This window comes from Candidatus Poribacteria bacterium (genome assembly GCA_021162805.1).
Lineage (GTDB): Bacteria > Poribacteria > WGA-4E > B28-G17 > B28-G17 > JAGGXZ01.
The window spans coordinates 14,683-28,898 of the sequence record JAGGXZ010000209.1; the positions used below are offsets into that span (position 1 = coordinate 14,683).

At 54.7% G+C, this 14,216-nt stretch carries 14 protein-coding genes and 1 riboswitch; all 14 genes read right to left on the bottom strand.

The genetic code is table 11. The features are described 5' to 3' along the window. Positions 1-17 precede the first annotated feature (17 nt). The gene (gene cobD / locus J7M22_17145) at positions 18-953 is read right to left on the bottom strand and encodes a cobalamin biosynthesis protein CobD (GenBank protein ID MCD6508332.1); all 936 of its coding nucleotides are present in this window, start codon (positions 951-953) and stop codon (positions 18-20) included. Further along, the gene (locus J7M22_17150) at positions 950-2,440 is read right to left on the bottom strand and encodes a cobyric acid synthase (protein ID MCD6508333.1); all 1,491 of its coding nucleotides are present in this window, start codon (positions 2,438-2,440) and stop codon (positions 950-952) included. The genes cobD and J7M22_17150 overlap by 4 nt, the downstream gene beginning before the upstream one ends. Beyond that, positions 2,440-3,525 (bottom strand): threonine-phosphate decarboxylase, encoded by a 1,086-nt coding sequence (locus tag J7M22_17155; GenBank protein MCD6508334.1) that lies wholly within the window; start codon positions 3,523-3,525, stop codon positions 2,440-2,442. The genes J7M22_17150 and J7M22_17155 overlap by 1 nt, the downstream gene beginning before the upstream one ends. Beyond that, complete coding sequence (gene cobJ, locus J7M22_17160; GenBank protein MCD6508335.1) at positions 3,522-5,294, bottom strand: precorrin-3B C(17)-methyltransferase; 1,773 nt, start codon at positions 5,292-5,294, stop codon at positions 3,522-3,524. The genes J7M22_17155 and cobJ overlap by 4 nt, the downstream gene beginning before the upstream one ends. Then, a complete protein-coding gene (gene cobM, locus J7M22_17165) occupies positions 5,263-6,021 on the bottom strand; it encodes a precorrin-4 C(11)-methyltransferase (protein ID MCD6508336.1) in 759 nt (252 codons plus the stop codon). Before cobM ends, cobJ begins: the two co-directional genes overlap by 32 nt. Continuing rightward, the gene (cbiE, locus tag J7M22_17170) at positions 6,011-7,261 is read right to left on the bottom strand and encodes a precorrin-6y C5,15-methyltransferase (decarboxylating) subunit CbiE (GenBank protein ID MCD6508337.1); all 1,251 of its coding nucleotides are present in this window, start codon (positions 7,259-7,261) and stop codon (positions 6,011-6,013) included. Before cbiE ends, cobM begins: the two co-directional genes overlap by 11 nt. Continuing rightward, the gene (locus J7M22_17175) at positions 7,258-8,334 is read right to left on the bottom strand and encodes a cobalt-precorrin-5B (C(1))-methyltransferase (GenBank protein ID MCD6508338.1); all 1,077 of its coding nucleotides are present in this window, start codon (positions 8,332-8,334) and stop codon (positions 7,258-7,260) included. The genes cbiE and J7M22_17175 overlap by 4 nt, the downstream gene beginning before the upstream one ends. Then, positions 8,321-8,962: a precorrin-8X methylmutase gene (locus J7M22_17180; protein MCD6508339.1), complete on the bottom strand. Its 642-nt coding sequence runs from the start codon at positions 8,960-8,962 to the stop codon at positions 8,321-8,323. Before J7M22_17180 ends, J7M22_17175 begins: the two co-directional genes overlap by 14 nt. A 2-nt stretch (positions 8,963-8,964) precedes the next feature. Next, on the bottom strand, positions 8,965-9,723 hold the full coding sequence (locus J7M22_17185; GenBank protein MCD6508340.1) for a sirohydrochlorin cobaltochelatase: 759 nt from the start codon (positions 9,721-9,723) through the stop codon (positions 8,965-8,967). Between the two features lie 11 nt (positions 9,724-9,734). Next, the gene (locus tag J7M22_17190) at positions 9,735-10,403 is read right to left on the bottom strand and encodes an HmuY family protein (GenBank protein MCD6508341.1); all 669 of its coding nucleotides are present in this window, start codon (positions 10,401-10,403) and stop codon (positions 9,735-9,737) included. A gap of 12 nt (positions 10,404-10,415) precedes the next feature. Next, the gene (locus tag J7M22_17195; protein ID MCD6508342.1) at positions 10,416-12,515 is read right to left on the bottom strand and encodes a TonB-dependent receptor; all 2,100 of its coding nucleotides are present in this window, start codon (positions 12,513-12,515) and stop codon (positions 10,416-10,418) included. Then, a complete protein-coding gene (locus J7M22_17200) occupies positions 12,512-13,177 on the bottom strand; it encodes a diphthine--ammonia ligase (protein MCD6508343.1) in 666 nt (221 codons plus the stop codon). The genes J7M22_17195 and J7M22_17200 overlap by 4 nt, the downstream gene beginning before the upstream one ends. 228 nt (positions 13,178-13,405) lie before the next feature. Then, positions 13,406-13,632, bottom strand: a riboswitch (cobalamin riboswitch). Between the two features lie 134 nt (positions 13,633-13,766). Then, the gene (locus J7M22_17205) at positions 13,767-14,000 is read right to left on the bottom strand and encodes a hypothetical protein (protein ID MCD6508344.1); all 234 of its coding nucleotides are present in this window, start codon (positions 13,998-14,000) and stop codon (positions 13,767-13,769) included. Beyond that, the coding region (locus tag J7M22_17210) for a hypothetical protein (protein MCD6508345.1) at positions 13,963-14,216 on the bottom strand (254 nt) is incomplete at its 5' end. The genes J7M22_17210 and J7M22_17205, both read right to left, overlap by 38 nt.

A 14,216-nucleotide genomic window follows, 5' to 3' on the forward strand; every position in this document is an offset into this window, starting at 1 on the left:
AGATCCCAAAGACGGCTTTATCCTCTCAGGATCAGGACCCCCAGGGCGGTGAACGCCGTGATCGCCGAACAAAGCCGCATCAGCTTGACCGCCTCCCTCACTTTTCCGGGCGTGAGCGGTTCGAGCTCGTCCCCGATGAACGGTCTATCGACCCTCACCCCACCGTAAACTGCCGGACCGCCCAGCCTGACCCCCAAAGCCCCGGCGAAAGCCGCCTCCGGCAGACCGCTGTTGGGACTCTCATGCTTGCCACCATCCCTCAAAGCCACTCTGAAAGCGTTCGAACCGTTGAGGTTCAAGATGAAAGCGGAAAACGGTATCAGAAGAGCGGATAATCTGGCGGGGATGAAGTTCGCTATATCATCCAACCTTGCCGAAGCCCATCCGAACCGGATGTACCTCTCATCACGATACCCGACCATCGAGTCGAGGGTGCTAATCGCTTTAAATGCGATCATCGCTGGGACTCCCCCCAAAGCCAGGTAGAAAAGCGGGGAGATGAGACCATCAACCGTGTTCTCCGCAACCGTCTCGATACAAGCCCTGAAAATCCCGGCCTCGTTCAAACCCCTGGTATCCCTGCTGACCAGATGGGAGAGATATCTCCTTGCCTCATCGATCCTCTCCCTCTCGAGCTCTCTCACCACCTTCATCGGTTCGTCCGCCAGACTTCTCGTGCACAGAAGTGTGAAGATCAAAAAGGATTCCACCCCTAATCTGAGCGGTTTGAAGCGATCAGCGATCTGGATCAACAGATATGATATGAGGAAGACGCTCGATATGACCGTCAAAGCGAGTATCGCCCCGCTCAGCCTCTCCGGACGCAGCTTCCTCAACACCTTCTCCAAAATCTCGATCTCCTTCCCGATCATCCTGACAGGGTGAGGAAGCCAACGTGGATCGCCGATCGTGAGATCCAGTATGTACCCTATCACCAACGCCAGCTCGCTCATCCCAACCCCATGAACCTGTATATCATATCGATATCGACGTTCTCACGCACGATTTCGGCTAACTTATCGTACTCCCTCAGCCTTTCGAGTTTCAGATCGATCTCCTCGGGCTCGATCGGTTCCAAACCCTTCCTGATCCTCACGAAGTTCAAGATACCCCGCCTGAACCGGGTGTTATCGAATATACCGTGTAGATACGTCCCGAAAACCAACCCGTCCTCGGATATCATCCCGTCGTAGACCACCTCGCCGTTGGATCTCACCAGTTTGAAGACGAACTTACTTCCCTCGGTCCTCCCCATATGTATCTCGTATCCCTCAACGGTTTCCCCCTTCCTCAGATACGGTATACCCTCGATGGCCACCCCTTTCACTTGAAACGTAGCTTTCTCCTTTTCAAAGGTCGTGGAGGCTTCCAGCAGTGCTAATCCTTGGATCTCCTGGAAGGGGGATTCGACGCCGAGGGGGTCTTTGATCTTCCCCCCCAACATCTGGAACCCGCCGCAGATGCCGATCACAGGCACCCCTCTGCGTCGCATCTCGATGATCTTCGCCGCTAACCCTTTCTCCTTGAGGAACAGAAGATCGGCTACGGTGTTCTTGGTTCCCGGCAGGACGATCAAATCGGCCCCCTCAAGCTCATCCGGGGATACGGTGTAGATCAATGAGACGTCCTCCTCCGTCTCAAGCGGATCGAAATCGGTGAAGTTCGATATCCTGGGCAACCTTACTACCACCACCTTCACCTCGCCCTTTCTCCCCAATCCGGGTCTTCTCTCATCCAGTGATACCGAATCCTCATCCTGCACTTTCAGGTCACGGATATATGGTATAACGCCGAGCACCGGTTTACCGGTGTAATGCTGGAGGAAATCGAGACCGTCCCTGAGCAGACCGATGTCGCCCCTGAATTTGTTTATCAGAAATCCTTTAACCATCTCCCTTTCACGATCCTCCAGGAGCTGAAGCGTTCCGATCAACCAGGCGAAGACCCCTCCCCTGTCTATATCCCCTACCAGTATGACCGGTGCTCCGGCGTATTCGGCCACCTTCATGTTGACTATATCGTTCTTTTTGAGGTTCACCTCTGCGGGGCTGCCGGCGCCCTCTATTACGATCAGCTCGAACCGTTCCCTCAACCTGTCCAGCGATTCACACACCACCTCCCAAAGAGTTCTTTTGAGCTTGTGGTAGTCAACTGCGGATGCGTCCGTCAACGGTCTGCCCAACACCACCACCTGACACCCTGTCTCGCCCATCGGTTTGAGCAGGATAGGGTTCATTTCGACCTCCGGCTCCAACCCACAAGCCTCAGCCTGCACCGCCTGGGCTCTGCCTATCTCACCACCGTCGAGCGTAGCGTAGGAGTTCAGAGACATATTCTGAGCTTTAAACGGTGCCACTTTGAACCCGTCCTGCCGGAATATCCTGCACAACGCCGTCACTATGAGGCTCTTACCCACGTGTGAGCCCGTGCCTTGGATCATCAAACATCTGGCCCGCACCCCGCCACCTCCCTCAACGCAGAGATCAACCTAAGGTTCTCCTCCCTCCTCCTAACCGCTACCCTGAAAAAACGGTCGTCCAGCCCCTTGAAGTTCGAGCAGTTCCTTATGAAAATCCCCTTCTCCAAGAGCTTCATCTGAAGCGAACCGGAACGAAGATGATCGGACCGAACGAGCAGAAAGTTGGCGTGGGAGGGAAAGGGTGTAAAACCCTCTATCTTTGAGATCTCGGAGAAGAGAAAAGCTCTCTCCGAGCAGATGAAACTCCTGCTCATCTCGACGAACCCGTCCATCTCCAGTATCACCTCACCTGCGATCTGAGCGAGCCTGTTCACAGACCACCGCTCTATCTGGGCGGTTAAAATGGCGGCGATCCTCTGGCTCGAAACGGAGTATCCGAGTCTGAGACCCGGGATCGAGAACAGCTTGGTGAATGATCTCAAGACCACCAGGTTGTCAAACCTAAGCGTGTCTTTGACGAACGAGCGTTCCACATCCGAAAGCTCCAGGAAGACCTCGTCGATGACGAAAGTCGTATCCGAAAATCTCCCCATAAGCTCGATCAAAAGCTCCCTCTCAAAAGCGGTCCCCGTCGGATTGTTGGGGTTACATATGAAGACCAGATCCGAGGACCCCACTCTTTTGAGCAGATCATCCAGTGGAACGGAAAACCCATCCTCGACCTTCAGGATGAGCTCGATCACCTCCGCACCGTTCAGCCTCGCCGATCTCTCATACTCGGAGAAGGTGGGCTGAACGACGAGAACCCTCCTGGGCTTCAAAGCCCTACATACGGCGTATATGAGTTGATTCGACCCGTTTGAGATAACAAGACCATTCGGGGGCACGTCTAACTTCGCGCTCAACTTGGAGACGAGGGTGCCCGATCCAGGCTCCGGGTAGCGTGTGACCTCAAACACCCGATCTTTCAACATCCGAACCAGCTCCTCGGGAGGGGCCAGAGGATTGACGTTCACACTGAAATCGATCAATCCATCGATCGATATGCCCAACCTTCTGAGTTTCTCCAATTCACCGCCGTGCTCGAAGGAGACATCCGAGCTCAACTTCTTCCTCCTTTCCTTATCTCCACCCCGTATTTATCCCTATATCCTCGCGGTGTTAAGATCCGATCGCTCAAAACAAGGGTTCGAGAGTTGCCCACTATCACTGTAGTGCGCATATCTATCTCATAGTCGAGCATATTTCCCAGGTCGGTCACGATCACACTCTCGCCCTCCCTGGTGACCGCTCTCACTATACCCACGGGGGTTTTCGGACTTCTATACTTCAAGATGATCTCCCTCGCCTTCCGGATATGCTCGGATCTGCTTTCGCTTCTGGGGTTATACAAAACGATGACGAAATCCCCTGAAGCTGCCGCTTCGAGACGCCTCTGTATGGTCTCCCAGGGGGTCAATCTATCGGATAAGCTTATCACGGCGAAATCCTGGGCTATAGGAGCTCCCAGTTTGGCGGCACAGGCGGTAAAAGCCGGTATCCCGGGGATCACCTCGATATGGACGGCTACACCGTTCTCCTTCAAAACCTCGAACATAGCCCCAGCCATCCCGTAGATCCCCGGATCACCGTCGCTTATCAAGGCTACCGCTTTACCTTTAGACGCTATCTCCAAAGCTTTCCAACACCTCTCAAGCTCCTGGGTCATGTCGAACGACAAAACCTCTTTGTCGGTTATCAGCTCTTTTATAAGCTCCAAATACGTCTTATACCCTATCACCACATCGGCTTCCCTTATAGGTCTGAAGGCCCGGGGTGTGATGTGATCTATACCACCTGGGCCTATGCCCACGATGTAGATCTTGGGCTCTCTGACCACCGGATCGGTTTCGGCCACGGCGACCGTCACATTTCCGGCTTTCCTTTTCGGAACGAGGAGCGAGCGTGCTCCGGATGCCAAGATAGCGGCGGGTTCCGCTACAGCCCTGGCCCCCGTAGCTTTGAAAACGATCCGGGAACTCCTTACCCATCCCACCGTGTTCAGCTCTTCAGGTGTGAAAAGCTTGAGCTCAAAGCCATGTCTTCGAGCGAAACCGACCAATCCGGGTTCATCTGCCTTGCTCTTTATCGAGGCGACGGCGCGGATCGATGAGAAAGCCAGGTTGTTCTCCTTCAGAGCTTTCCTCACAGCTTCCTCTATCTCCTCGACATCCACGCCCCTGTTACATCCGATCCCGACGACCAGGTTCCTCGGCCTGAGGTAGACTCGATCCCCAGCGCCCGTGGCGACCACCCGCTCTTTGTTGGTGATCAGCAGATCGGCGCTCTCCGGATCTTCGACCCTCAGGAAATTTTCGGGAAGATCCACTTGAACCTCGGAGTATACCTTTACAGCTCCTGTATTTATCAGCTTCGTAGAGATCGAGGGCAGAGCTTCCCAGTTTTCGATCACAAACCCGTTCCTCATCGCCCATAGATCCAGCGAGGGAACCCCTCTCAGATCCGAAGCGGTCGTTATGACCGCCTCCCCTCCGAGAAAGTGTGCTATCTCTCGCGCCAGCTCATTAGCTCCCCCTATATGCCCTCCCAGAAGGCTGATTGCGAATCTCCCTTTCTCATCGAGGACGACGACCGCCGGATCGCTCCTCTTATCCTCGATCAGATCGGCTATCGTCCTGACAACGATCCCAACCGCCATGATGAAGACGAAACTATTGAACTCCCTCCAGCGGGAGATCACCAATTCACGGTCGAATTTGAAGACCTCCGCATCGCGGAGCAGCCCCTTGAGCTTCCTGGCGAGGGCGAGTCCCCCGTCCGTTATGTAAAGTATCGCGGTCCTCCTACCGCCTGTAGCTGTGTTTGAAGTCCTCATCGTATAACTTCGATCTTTTCTTGAGAGGCTTCTCTGAGGCTTTCAAAGCCTCCCCGACGTATATCAGCGCTGTTCTCTTTATTCCTTCGGATTTGACAAGCTCAACAATGTCGCCTAACCTCCCCCTGACGATCTTCTGATCGGGCCATGACACCTTATAGACGATCACAACCGGCGTGTCCTCATCATATCCCTTCAGCAGCTCATCCCTCACCTTCTCTATCATCCCCACGCTCAGAAATATCACCATCGTAGCCCTGTGTTTCGCCAACTCGCTCAGCTTTTCGCTTTCGGGCACAGGTGTTCTCCCCTCCATTCTGGTGAATATGAGCGTCTGACTCACCTCCGGGATCGTGAGCTCCTGCTTGAGGGCAGCGGCTCCAGCCATAGCTGAACAGACCCCGGGGACGATCTCCGATTCGATTCCGAGCTCGCTTAACAGCTCTATCTGTTCCGACACGGCGCTGTAAATCGAAGGGTCGCCCGAATGTAACCTGACGACCATCTTCCCCCTCTCAACCGAATCCCTCATGAGCTCCACTATTTCACCGAGGGTCATCCCGGAGGAATCGAAAACCTCAGCCTTCACACCTTCGAGCAACTTGGGGTTGACGAGGCTACCGGCATATATGATGACATCCGCCATCTCGAGCAGTTTTCTGCCCTTAAGGGTTATCAGCTCCGGGTCCCCCGGTCCAGCTCCGATGAAATAAACCTTAGGAGCCATTCCTCATCCCCCTCACGATGAACACCGGGTTGAGAGCTTTCAGATATCTTCTGCCCCCGATGACCTCGGATCTGGAGACGGATATCCCCGACACCTCAACTTCAAACCCTCGGCGACTGAGCTCCGAGATCGCCTCCTCAAGCGTCTCGAGCGTAACGGCGTTCACAACGATGATGCCGTAACCCATCCTCAGGGATGAAACCTCGAGGATCTCCCCGAGTTTCCCGCTGTTCCCTCCTATGAACACCCTATCAGGTCGGGGGAGCTCCTCCAGCACCTCAGGGGCTTCGCCCTCCACGACCTCCACGTTGAACGTTCTGAACTTGACCAGATTCCTTCTGATGATCTCCACCTGTTCCCTGTCCTTCTCGACGGCGAACACCTTGAGCTTCGGGCAGATCCTTGCCGCTTCTATCGACACCGAACCTGAACCCGCCCCTACATCCCATAAAACCCCCTCCTTCGGCAACCTCAGCTTATGGATCGCCACCGCTCTGATCTCATCCTTCGTTATCATCCCCCTGATATGGGCTATCTCGTCCTCCCTTAACCCGAAGGAAGGCTTCTCCCTCGCTTCGCCGTTTGACCTCTCCCGCATTATCAACACGATGTTCGGATCGGAGAAGGCGAGCTCCGCTATCTCCGACGGAGTGCCTTCTGTGATCTTCTCATCGGGATAACCTAACCTCTCACAAACGTAAAGCATCACCGATGCCATCTGATCCGCCGGGAGGGAGTTGAGGATGACCCTCGCTATCGCCGATGGATTGTTTTCGCTATCGGTGAGTATGGCGATCTTATGATGTCTTTCCAGCAGTTCGGGTATATCCTCAAGGCTGCGCCCTCCCCGTTTTCGCCTTCCATGCAAGCTCAGAAACAGGGCGTCGTCCCAGCTCTCCTTTATCCTCGAGAACGCCACTTGAAGAGAGGAGAGATCCGGAATTATCTCGACCCTGTCCTTCCCGAACTCCTCGACCAACCTTCTACCTATCCCGAAAAACATCGGATCACCGGATGAGAGGATGACGATCTGGGAGTCCGAATTGGACCTCACGAGATTTATCATCTCACCCAGGTCGTTCACCGTTATAGTTTGGGCCTTCACCTTCTCGAACTCATCATACCTTTTGAAGACTTCGAGAACCCGGGTGGGGGCGAGGATGAGCTGAGAGTTTTCGAGGACCTTCCTCGCCTTTTCATCCAGGGGTTTATAACCGACTCCCACGACGTAGATTTTCATATCTCAGCCCGTCCGATGAGGTTACCCTGGAAATCGACCATCATGCACTCTATGGAGATCTCCCCATCTGCCCATGCTTTCAGGTTCTCACAAGCTCTCCTACAGATCAGATCGAAAACGGTCGAGACGCCTGCCTTAAGAGCCATCTCAGCGAAATGCCTCGCCGTTTGAGCGTTTCTCAGGAGTTTCAACGTCTCATCGTCCACCCCGGAGAGACGGGATAGCTCTATCAGGAAGGCAATGTTTATATCAACGGTGTCCGAGCTCGTTCGGGAATACCCCTCCGCTATCTTGGATAACTTCCCGATCATACCGCAGAACGTTATCCTCTCGACACCTTTTCTCGAGCAGTATCTGACAGCGAACCCTGGGAAATCACCCACCTGAATATAGCACTCATCGGGCAGACGGACGTATTTTTTGGAGAACTCCTCGCTCCGGCTTCCCGTTGTGAGCACAAGGTGCTTGTTTCCGGAGGCCACAGCCACGTTTATCGAAACGGCTATGGCGGCTCTGTAAGCTGGGGCGGAGTATGGTCTCACGATCCCGCTTGTGCCGAGGATTGATATCCCCTCGAGGATCCCCAGTTTTGGGTTGAGGGTCTCCTTCGCCATCTCCTCGCCGTCTTTGACCGATATGATGACGGAGAGCCCGGTTTGCGAGAGGAGTTCGCCGGCGACCTCTGAGACGGCTTTCTCGATCATCCGCCGCGGCACCGGGTTGATCGCCGGCATCCCCACATCCAGCTCTAACCCCGGCTTGGTCACTATCCCGACGCCCTCACCTCGATCTATGGTGATCCCGAGGCTATCGGAGTATGAGATGGTCGATGATATCAACGCCCCGTTCGTGACGTCCGGGTCGTCGCCGGCGTCTTTGATCACCGAGCAGGTGGCGCGGTTCGATCCGATATCCGAACCCGCTATCTCGAATTCAGCTCTCTTCCCTATCGGCAGTTCGATCTCCACCCTCTCCGGGGCCCTGCCGGTGATGAGGGCTATCGCTGCCGCTTTAGCGGCAGCGGCGGCACAGGAACCGGTCGTATACCCGGTTCTCAATTTAACCTCTCTCATCATCTCCCGCCAAAACAGCCAATCCGTTTACGATCGCCGCTGCTACCGTGCTTCCACCTTTGTTTCCAAGCGAGGTGATGTATGGTATCGGAAGAGAAGATCTCACCAGCATCTCCTTGGATTCCGCTGCCATGACGAACCCAACGGGCACACCGATTATCAGCTTAGGAGACATAACACCTTTTTCGACCAGCTTTATCGCTTCGATCAAAGCGGTCGGTGAATTCCCGATGGCCACTATGCCCGGGCGATATCGGGCGGCTTTACGGATGGCGATGACCGAGCGGGTCACGCCCAGATCTCTGGCCTCAGCTATCACATCGCTGTCGTGCACGAAACATCTCACCTCACATCCCATCGAACGGGCTTTGGTCATCCCGGCTTTGCCCATCTCGGTGTCTGACACTATCAAACATCTCTCCTCGATGGCACTCACACCGCTCTCCACAGCTTTGGGATGAAACCTCATGTTTCGGGCATAGTCGAAATCACCCGTGGCATGGATCACCCTTGTGACTATCGAGAGCTCCTCTTCCGAAAAGCTGTGTTCTCCTATCCTACGCTTGATGATCTCGAAACTTTTGAGCTCTATCTCGCTGGGGCTAAGGCTCACCGAAACCTCCCTCATCCTCAGAACTGGTCGAGCGCTTTGCCGATGTGCTCGATGTAGATCTCGATGACATCGTCGTTATAACCCAACCCTTCCTCGACGGTAGCTTTCATCGGGGAGAGCTGATTTTTCCAGCTGTTCTCCCCCTCACCCATGACGTCCTCCATGATATGTCTCCCCGCCACCAGCATGAGCGGGACGAAGTGAACCCTCCCAACCCCGGCCGCTTTCGCATCGGAAAAAGCGCTCTCGGTGCCAGGAGGGCCATCAACTGTGGCAACGAAGGTGTTCTTCCGGCGACCCCGAATATAGCTGTCCAACCTGAGAAACGGCGCGTTGAACTCCGGACGGCGCTTGTTGCCGTGAGCGCAGAGGATCGTCACAGCCTCTTCCTCAGGGGGAAACCTCGGCTCAAGAGCTTTAAAAAGCCTCTCGAAATCGTCGTCCTCGGAGAGAAGCGGAAGCCCATATTTGACGTTCAACCCCTTTGCGGGCACCATCACGATCTTCTCATGAAACTCCTGACCGGGCATGATGTGAAGCGATTGGACGAGCACCTCGGTTTTCCCCTCCCTCCGTAGGATCTCATAGACCTCCGGAAGGGTGTAACAGGCGATACCTCTCCCCCTTAACTTCCTGATGACCCCCTCAGAGGTGAAAGCCCAACGGATGTCGTTATCGGGATACCTACTCCTTATCACCTCATCGATGTGATCGTAAGTGGCCATCGCTTCCGTGGAGGTGCCAAAGGCACATAGAACTATCACAGGCGTTCTCATCTTCTCCGCCCTCACTCGACGAATTTCCTGTCGGGACGGTCGGTGTAGTTATAGAGGAGCGTATAGGTGCGGGTATCCCCCGATTTGCTATAGCCGATGAACTGTAGCCGAGCGTAGCTCTTCCCGTCACCACATCTTATCACGTAACATTTGCTCGTATCCGGGGTGAGCTTCCTGTCCACCCTGGTATACCAGTGGTTACTGTCATAGTTCGGATCGTTCTTGTCCTCCTTGGTCAGCAGGGGGTTGATGCTGGCCGAGGGCTTGGTCTTCGCCATTGTGGCGATCTCAGCTATCACATCGACCGTATAACCGGTTTCGGGAGCCTGTGCGATTTTGGTCAGATCGGACTCGTTAACGATGATGGCTCCTCCTAAACCTCCTGAGCCCGTTTCCTCCGCCGTCGTCCCGCTGTTCGTGGAGAACTTCGTGCCTAAAACCCGGATATCCCACTCTTTGGTGTTCTTCCGCGAAGGATCGATCACGCTGCCCGTCCTGAAGCTGAAATAGACCCAATCGTCGGGGGTGGTTTTCGATGTGACATCCCCCTTCACGGTAATGGTGATTTCGATCGGGGTCATCGGCTTTTCAACCTCAGGGGGGGATACCTCTTCCTCCCCACATCCCACGATTGAGATCCCTAAGGCGATGGCGATTAAAATCGTTAACACCCTTCTCATCGTTTCCCTCCTTTAAAAGTCGATGTTGGTTAAAACGTAGATGGTGCGTCCGGGGAGTTGTCTCAAATGACGAACGTTCTTCTCATCGGTTAAATTTTGAACCCCCACTGACAACAGATGTCTGCTTCCGATTTTGAGTGAGAGTTGAGCGTCGAGACGGTGTAGATCGGGCAGAATCTCACTCCCCACCGTCTCACCATGGCTGTATCTATATGAAACCCCGATGTGAAGAGTCAGAGGGCTGCCCAGGCGCACCACTCTCCTCAGCTTGATCTTCAACAGATCCGTCGGTTTACCCTCCAGCCTCTCGCCAGTTGTGATATCCTCGGCGTGAAGTGAGGTGTAGGACAAGCTCGCCGACCAGTCACCGGTCTTCATCGAGGTGTAAAACTCGGCTCCGATCACCCGCACACGGGCTATGTTCGCTACAGTTCTCGTGTATTCCGGAACATCTGGATCCACCCTCCCCCCGGAGAACTTACCCCTTGGGAACAGATCGAGCAATCTTCGGTATGTCCTCGAGTTAGGATCGATCGGGACGAACTGCAGGGCGTTCCAAAGTTCCGTCCAGAAGAAGTTCGTGTAGATGCGTAAACGGTCATCTCGGATGTATTCCGGTCCGAGGGTGATCCCCAGCGACATCTCGGGTTTAAGCTTAGGTTCCCAGGGGGCGTATTTGCGGAGCAACTCCCCGCCTATGATCGCCATGCTTTTCGTGGAGTACGGCAGGTCGTAGTAAAGCTCCTTGAAATCCGGCGCGCGGTACCCTTTGGATAAAGAAGCGCGCAGGACGAGGGAATCCCGTTCTTTAAAAACGTTCCTCATCCTACCCATGACGGCGAGCTTAGGGGATAGATCGCTCCCATAGGCATCGCTGTATTCGTATCTGATCCCTCCCAGAAGGGAGAGCGGGGGTGAAAGTGTCCTTTCAGCTTGAGCGAAGAGCGAAACCTCTTTTCTCCTCTGCTCTCCACCCGAGATATTATCGGAATAGAACACCTTTGAGCCGGCGTCCCCACCCGTCACCCATCTCAGGGTTTTATCCCTGCCGTTCACCTGAAGTTCAAGACGGGTTAACTTCTCGTCCTGCCTTCTGAGACCGGGGAGCTGTTCCCCCTTTTCGAACCCTAATATGTTCTTCGCTGCTTCGAAGGAGCGGTTCCTCAGCTCATCGACCCTCTTCACCCGATCCTCGTATTCTATGTAGGTCTGATAGTTCTCCAGCCCGCATCGAGCGGTATACAGTGAGAGGGTAAGCTTCACGTTCCCAGTAGAGCATCTCAGGGCCGGACAAAGTGAGAACCGGTCAAGCTCGAAGTTATCAGCGTATGAAAGGTTCAACCCTTTCCTCTGGGCCCGTCTTAAATTCAGCGCTCCATCGAAGTTCAACGAAAGAGACGAAGTGAGCGGGCGATGCAAATTCGTTCCAATGCTGTAGCCGATCATGACGGGGCTGTTAACCTGATCCTCACCGCTTCGTAAGTAATATCCATCTTTCGCCTGCACCTCGAAGTTTAACCTCATAGAGGTATCCCCGCGCTTGAAACCGATACGGTGTGACCAGCCGATGGAGCTGTTCCAATTCGGATCCACCTTGCAGAGGAATGATGTCGAGTAACCCGGGGGTTTGCTTGATCCCCCGGTGATGATGTTGACCACCCCGCCGATGGCGCCTGAACCGTAGAGTGAAGACAGTGGACCCTTGACCACCTCGATCCGCTTCACCTCTCCCAGGCTTAGGGTCCCCAGATCCATTATCCCCGCCCAGCTTCCCAGAATCGGTCGCCCATCGATCAGGATCAAAACCCTCCGACGGTCCATGCCCTGTATGCTCAGGCTACACTTGCCGTATCCCCCGATTCTACCGCGGACATCTCCGCTGACGTAAAGTCCGGGCACGTCGTCTAGAACCTCCCCGACGTGATAGTATGGATTTTCCCTGAGCTGGCTTTCGGGGACGACCTGGGTGAGGATGGGAGAATCCGAGATGGTCCTCTCATCTCTGGTCGCCGTCACCACTATCTCCTCCATCGAAACCGACTCCCCATATGAGCTCAGCCCGATCAAGAGCAGGGGGAGAGAAAACATCACGCCGAGCAGACCCCATCTCATCCTTTCACCTCCAATCTGTAGCTCAGAATATCCAGGAAAATCCTTTCCCCTCGCTTGACCTTTTCGGTCTCGATCACTTTAATCCTCTTCAGGAAGATGGGTCCATCGATGACGAACGTGTGGTACTCCCCTTCCTCCCCGCACAGATCTATACCTACTCTCTTAGCGTCGTCCAGGAACTTCTCATCCACCTTTCTACCGAGCCACCGGGGGTCCAGGATCTTCTCTTTCACCGCCACAACTATCGCTTCAAACCCGAGCTCTATGAACCTCCTCAGAAGCTTCTCCCTATCGCCTCTCCAGAGAGGGAGGATAGGTTTGATCGACATCTCTGCACATACCCGTTCGATCCATTCCCTGTGTGCGTCCAGATCTATATCTCCGAACACTCCTCCTTCGATCTCCTCACTTTTGAGCTGTGAGATCGCCTTTTTAAACTCGGTCTCGTAGCTCTCCCACGACGCTCCCCTTTGGAGGACTGGGATCCCGACCGCTTCAGATTGTGCTCTGATCAGTTCAGACCTGAGCCCGTGTGATCGTGATCGCTCGTCGTCCTGTGAGATCATGTTGAGCAAGCGGGCGACCTCGAACCCCTCTGAGATAGCTTCATAACATGCCAGGCAACAGTCCTTGCCGCCGCTCCACGAGCAGAAAACTTTCATCTTGCACTGCCTCCTTAGGGATCACAGCGCTATCTCAGGAATGATCCCTGCCCAGCGTAATCCGTTATGCCTGGGTAGACCGAGCCTGTCGGCGACTGACAAAGGGGGATGAAGTACGGCGAGTGAATTGACGGGAACTTATCCATTTCTAACCCTCCCTACATAGGATTTCCGGGAGGGTGAGGAGGGAAGATACAAAAAACCTTTCCACCCCTCACCCCGGGGGTAAGATAGATATCACTTGCAGGCGAGGTCTTCCGGCTTCCGGGATAGGGATGATCCTCCGGCCATCCCTGCTCCTCCCGCCTTCCCAGGGTGCGAGCTCATCACCCTATCACCCCAGTGGCTGAGGCTCCCCGGAGGGAACCTCGTGGGAGGAGTTTCACCCGGTCACGGCAGCGGGGGCTGCCCGGGATTTTCACCCGGTTCCCTCCACCTACAAGCTGTCCTTAGAAATTCGCTTGTGTTTTTCGGGAGTATAGCATATCACCCCCTCCCTCGTCAAGCGGGAATTTTTAACCTTTTAACGGGTGCGTGAAAAATCTGCAGGTGAATTGATTTCACCCCCACCTATCCTCCCCCAGCACGGTTATCCCTCGAAAGGGAACTTGCGAGCGGCTTCGTCGAGGTCGAACTCAACCCCCAAACCGGGCCCTTGGGGGACCGAGACGTATCCCTCCTCATCTATAGTTAAAGGTTCGCTTATGAGGTCGTTGAAGAGGGCGCATTCGTCCTGGCGGAACTCGAAGATCGGGCAATTCGGGATGGCGGCGGCGAGATGCAGGCTATTTTCCCCTCTCCAGGTCGTCCAGGAGCCTGGCATACCTGGCGATCGTGTGTGGTGTGGCGGAGATGACCCTCCCCGTCACACCTCCTCTGCGGATGTAATCGTAAAACTCACTGATGCGTGGGGCGCCATCGAACGGTCTGCACATGTAAACGGGACAGCCGTGAATGATGGAGTCAATCGCTCCCACGAGCCACCCTGGCTTGCCAGCTTCGGCGAGCTTCCTCTCAACGGCAGCGAAAGCGGCCGGAT

What these genes read in the sequence shown, in the direction of transcription:
- cobD (MCD6508332.1), bottom strand. Translation starts at nt 953, where the DNA reads ATGAGCGAGCTGGCGTTGGTGATAGGGTACATACTGGATCTCACGATC.
- J7M22_17150 (MCD6508333.1), bottom strand. Translation starts at nt 2,440, where the DNA reads ATGATCCAAGGCACGGGCTCACACGTGGGTAAGAGCCTCATAGTGACG.
- cobJ (MCD6508335.1), bottom strand. Translation starts at nt 5,294, where the DNA reads ATGAGGACTTCAAACACAGCTACAGGCGGTAGGAGGACCGCGATACTT.
- cobM (MCD6508336.1), bottom strand. Translation starts at nt 6,021, where the DNA reads ATGGCTCCTAAGGTTTATTTCATCGGAGCTGGACCGGGGGACCCGGAG.
- cbiE (MCD6508337.1), bottom strand. Translation starts at nt 7,261, where the DNA reads ATGAAAATCTACGTCGTGGGAGTCGGTTATAAACCCCTGGATGAAAAG.
- J7M22_17175 (MCD6508338.1), bottom strand. Translation starts at nt 8,334, where the DNA reads ATGAGAGAGGTTAAATTGAGAACCGGGTATACGACCGGTTCCTGTGCC.
- J7M22_17180 (MCD6508339.1), bottom strand. Translation starts at nt 8,962, where the DNA reads ATGAGGGAGGTTTCGGTGAGCCTTAGCCCCAGCGAGATAGAGCTCAAA.
- J7M22_17185 (MCD6508340.1), bottom strand. Translation starts at nt 9,723, where the DNA reads ATGAGAACGCCTGTGATAGTTCTATGTGCCTTTGGCACCTCCACGGAA.
- J7M22_17190 (MCD6508341.1), bottom strand. Translation starts at nt 10,403, where the DNA reads ATGAGAAGGGTGTTAACGATTTTAATCGCCATCGCCTTAGGGATCTCA.
- J7M22_17195 (MCD6508342.1), bottom strand. Translation starts at nt 12,515, where the DNA reads ATGAGATGGGGTCTGCTCGGCGTGATGTTTTCTCTCCCCCTGCTCTTG.
- J7M22_17200 (MCD6508343.1), bottom strand. Translation starts at nt 13,177, where the DNA reads ATGAAAGTTTTCTGCTCGTGGAGCGGCGGCAAGGACTGTTGCCTGGCA.
- J7M22_17205 (MCD6508344.1), bottom strand. Translation starts at nt 14,000, where the DNA reads ATGCCAGGCTCCTGGACGACCTGGAGAGGGGAAAATAGCCTGCATCTC.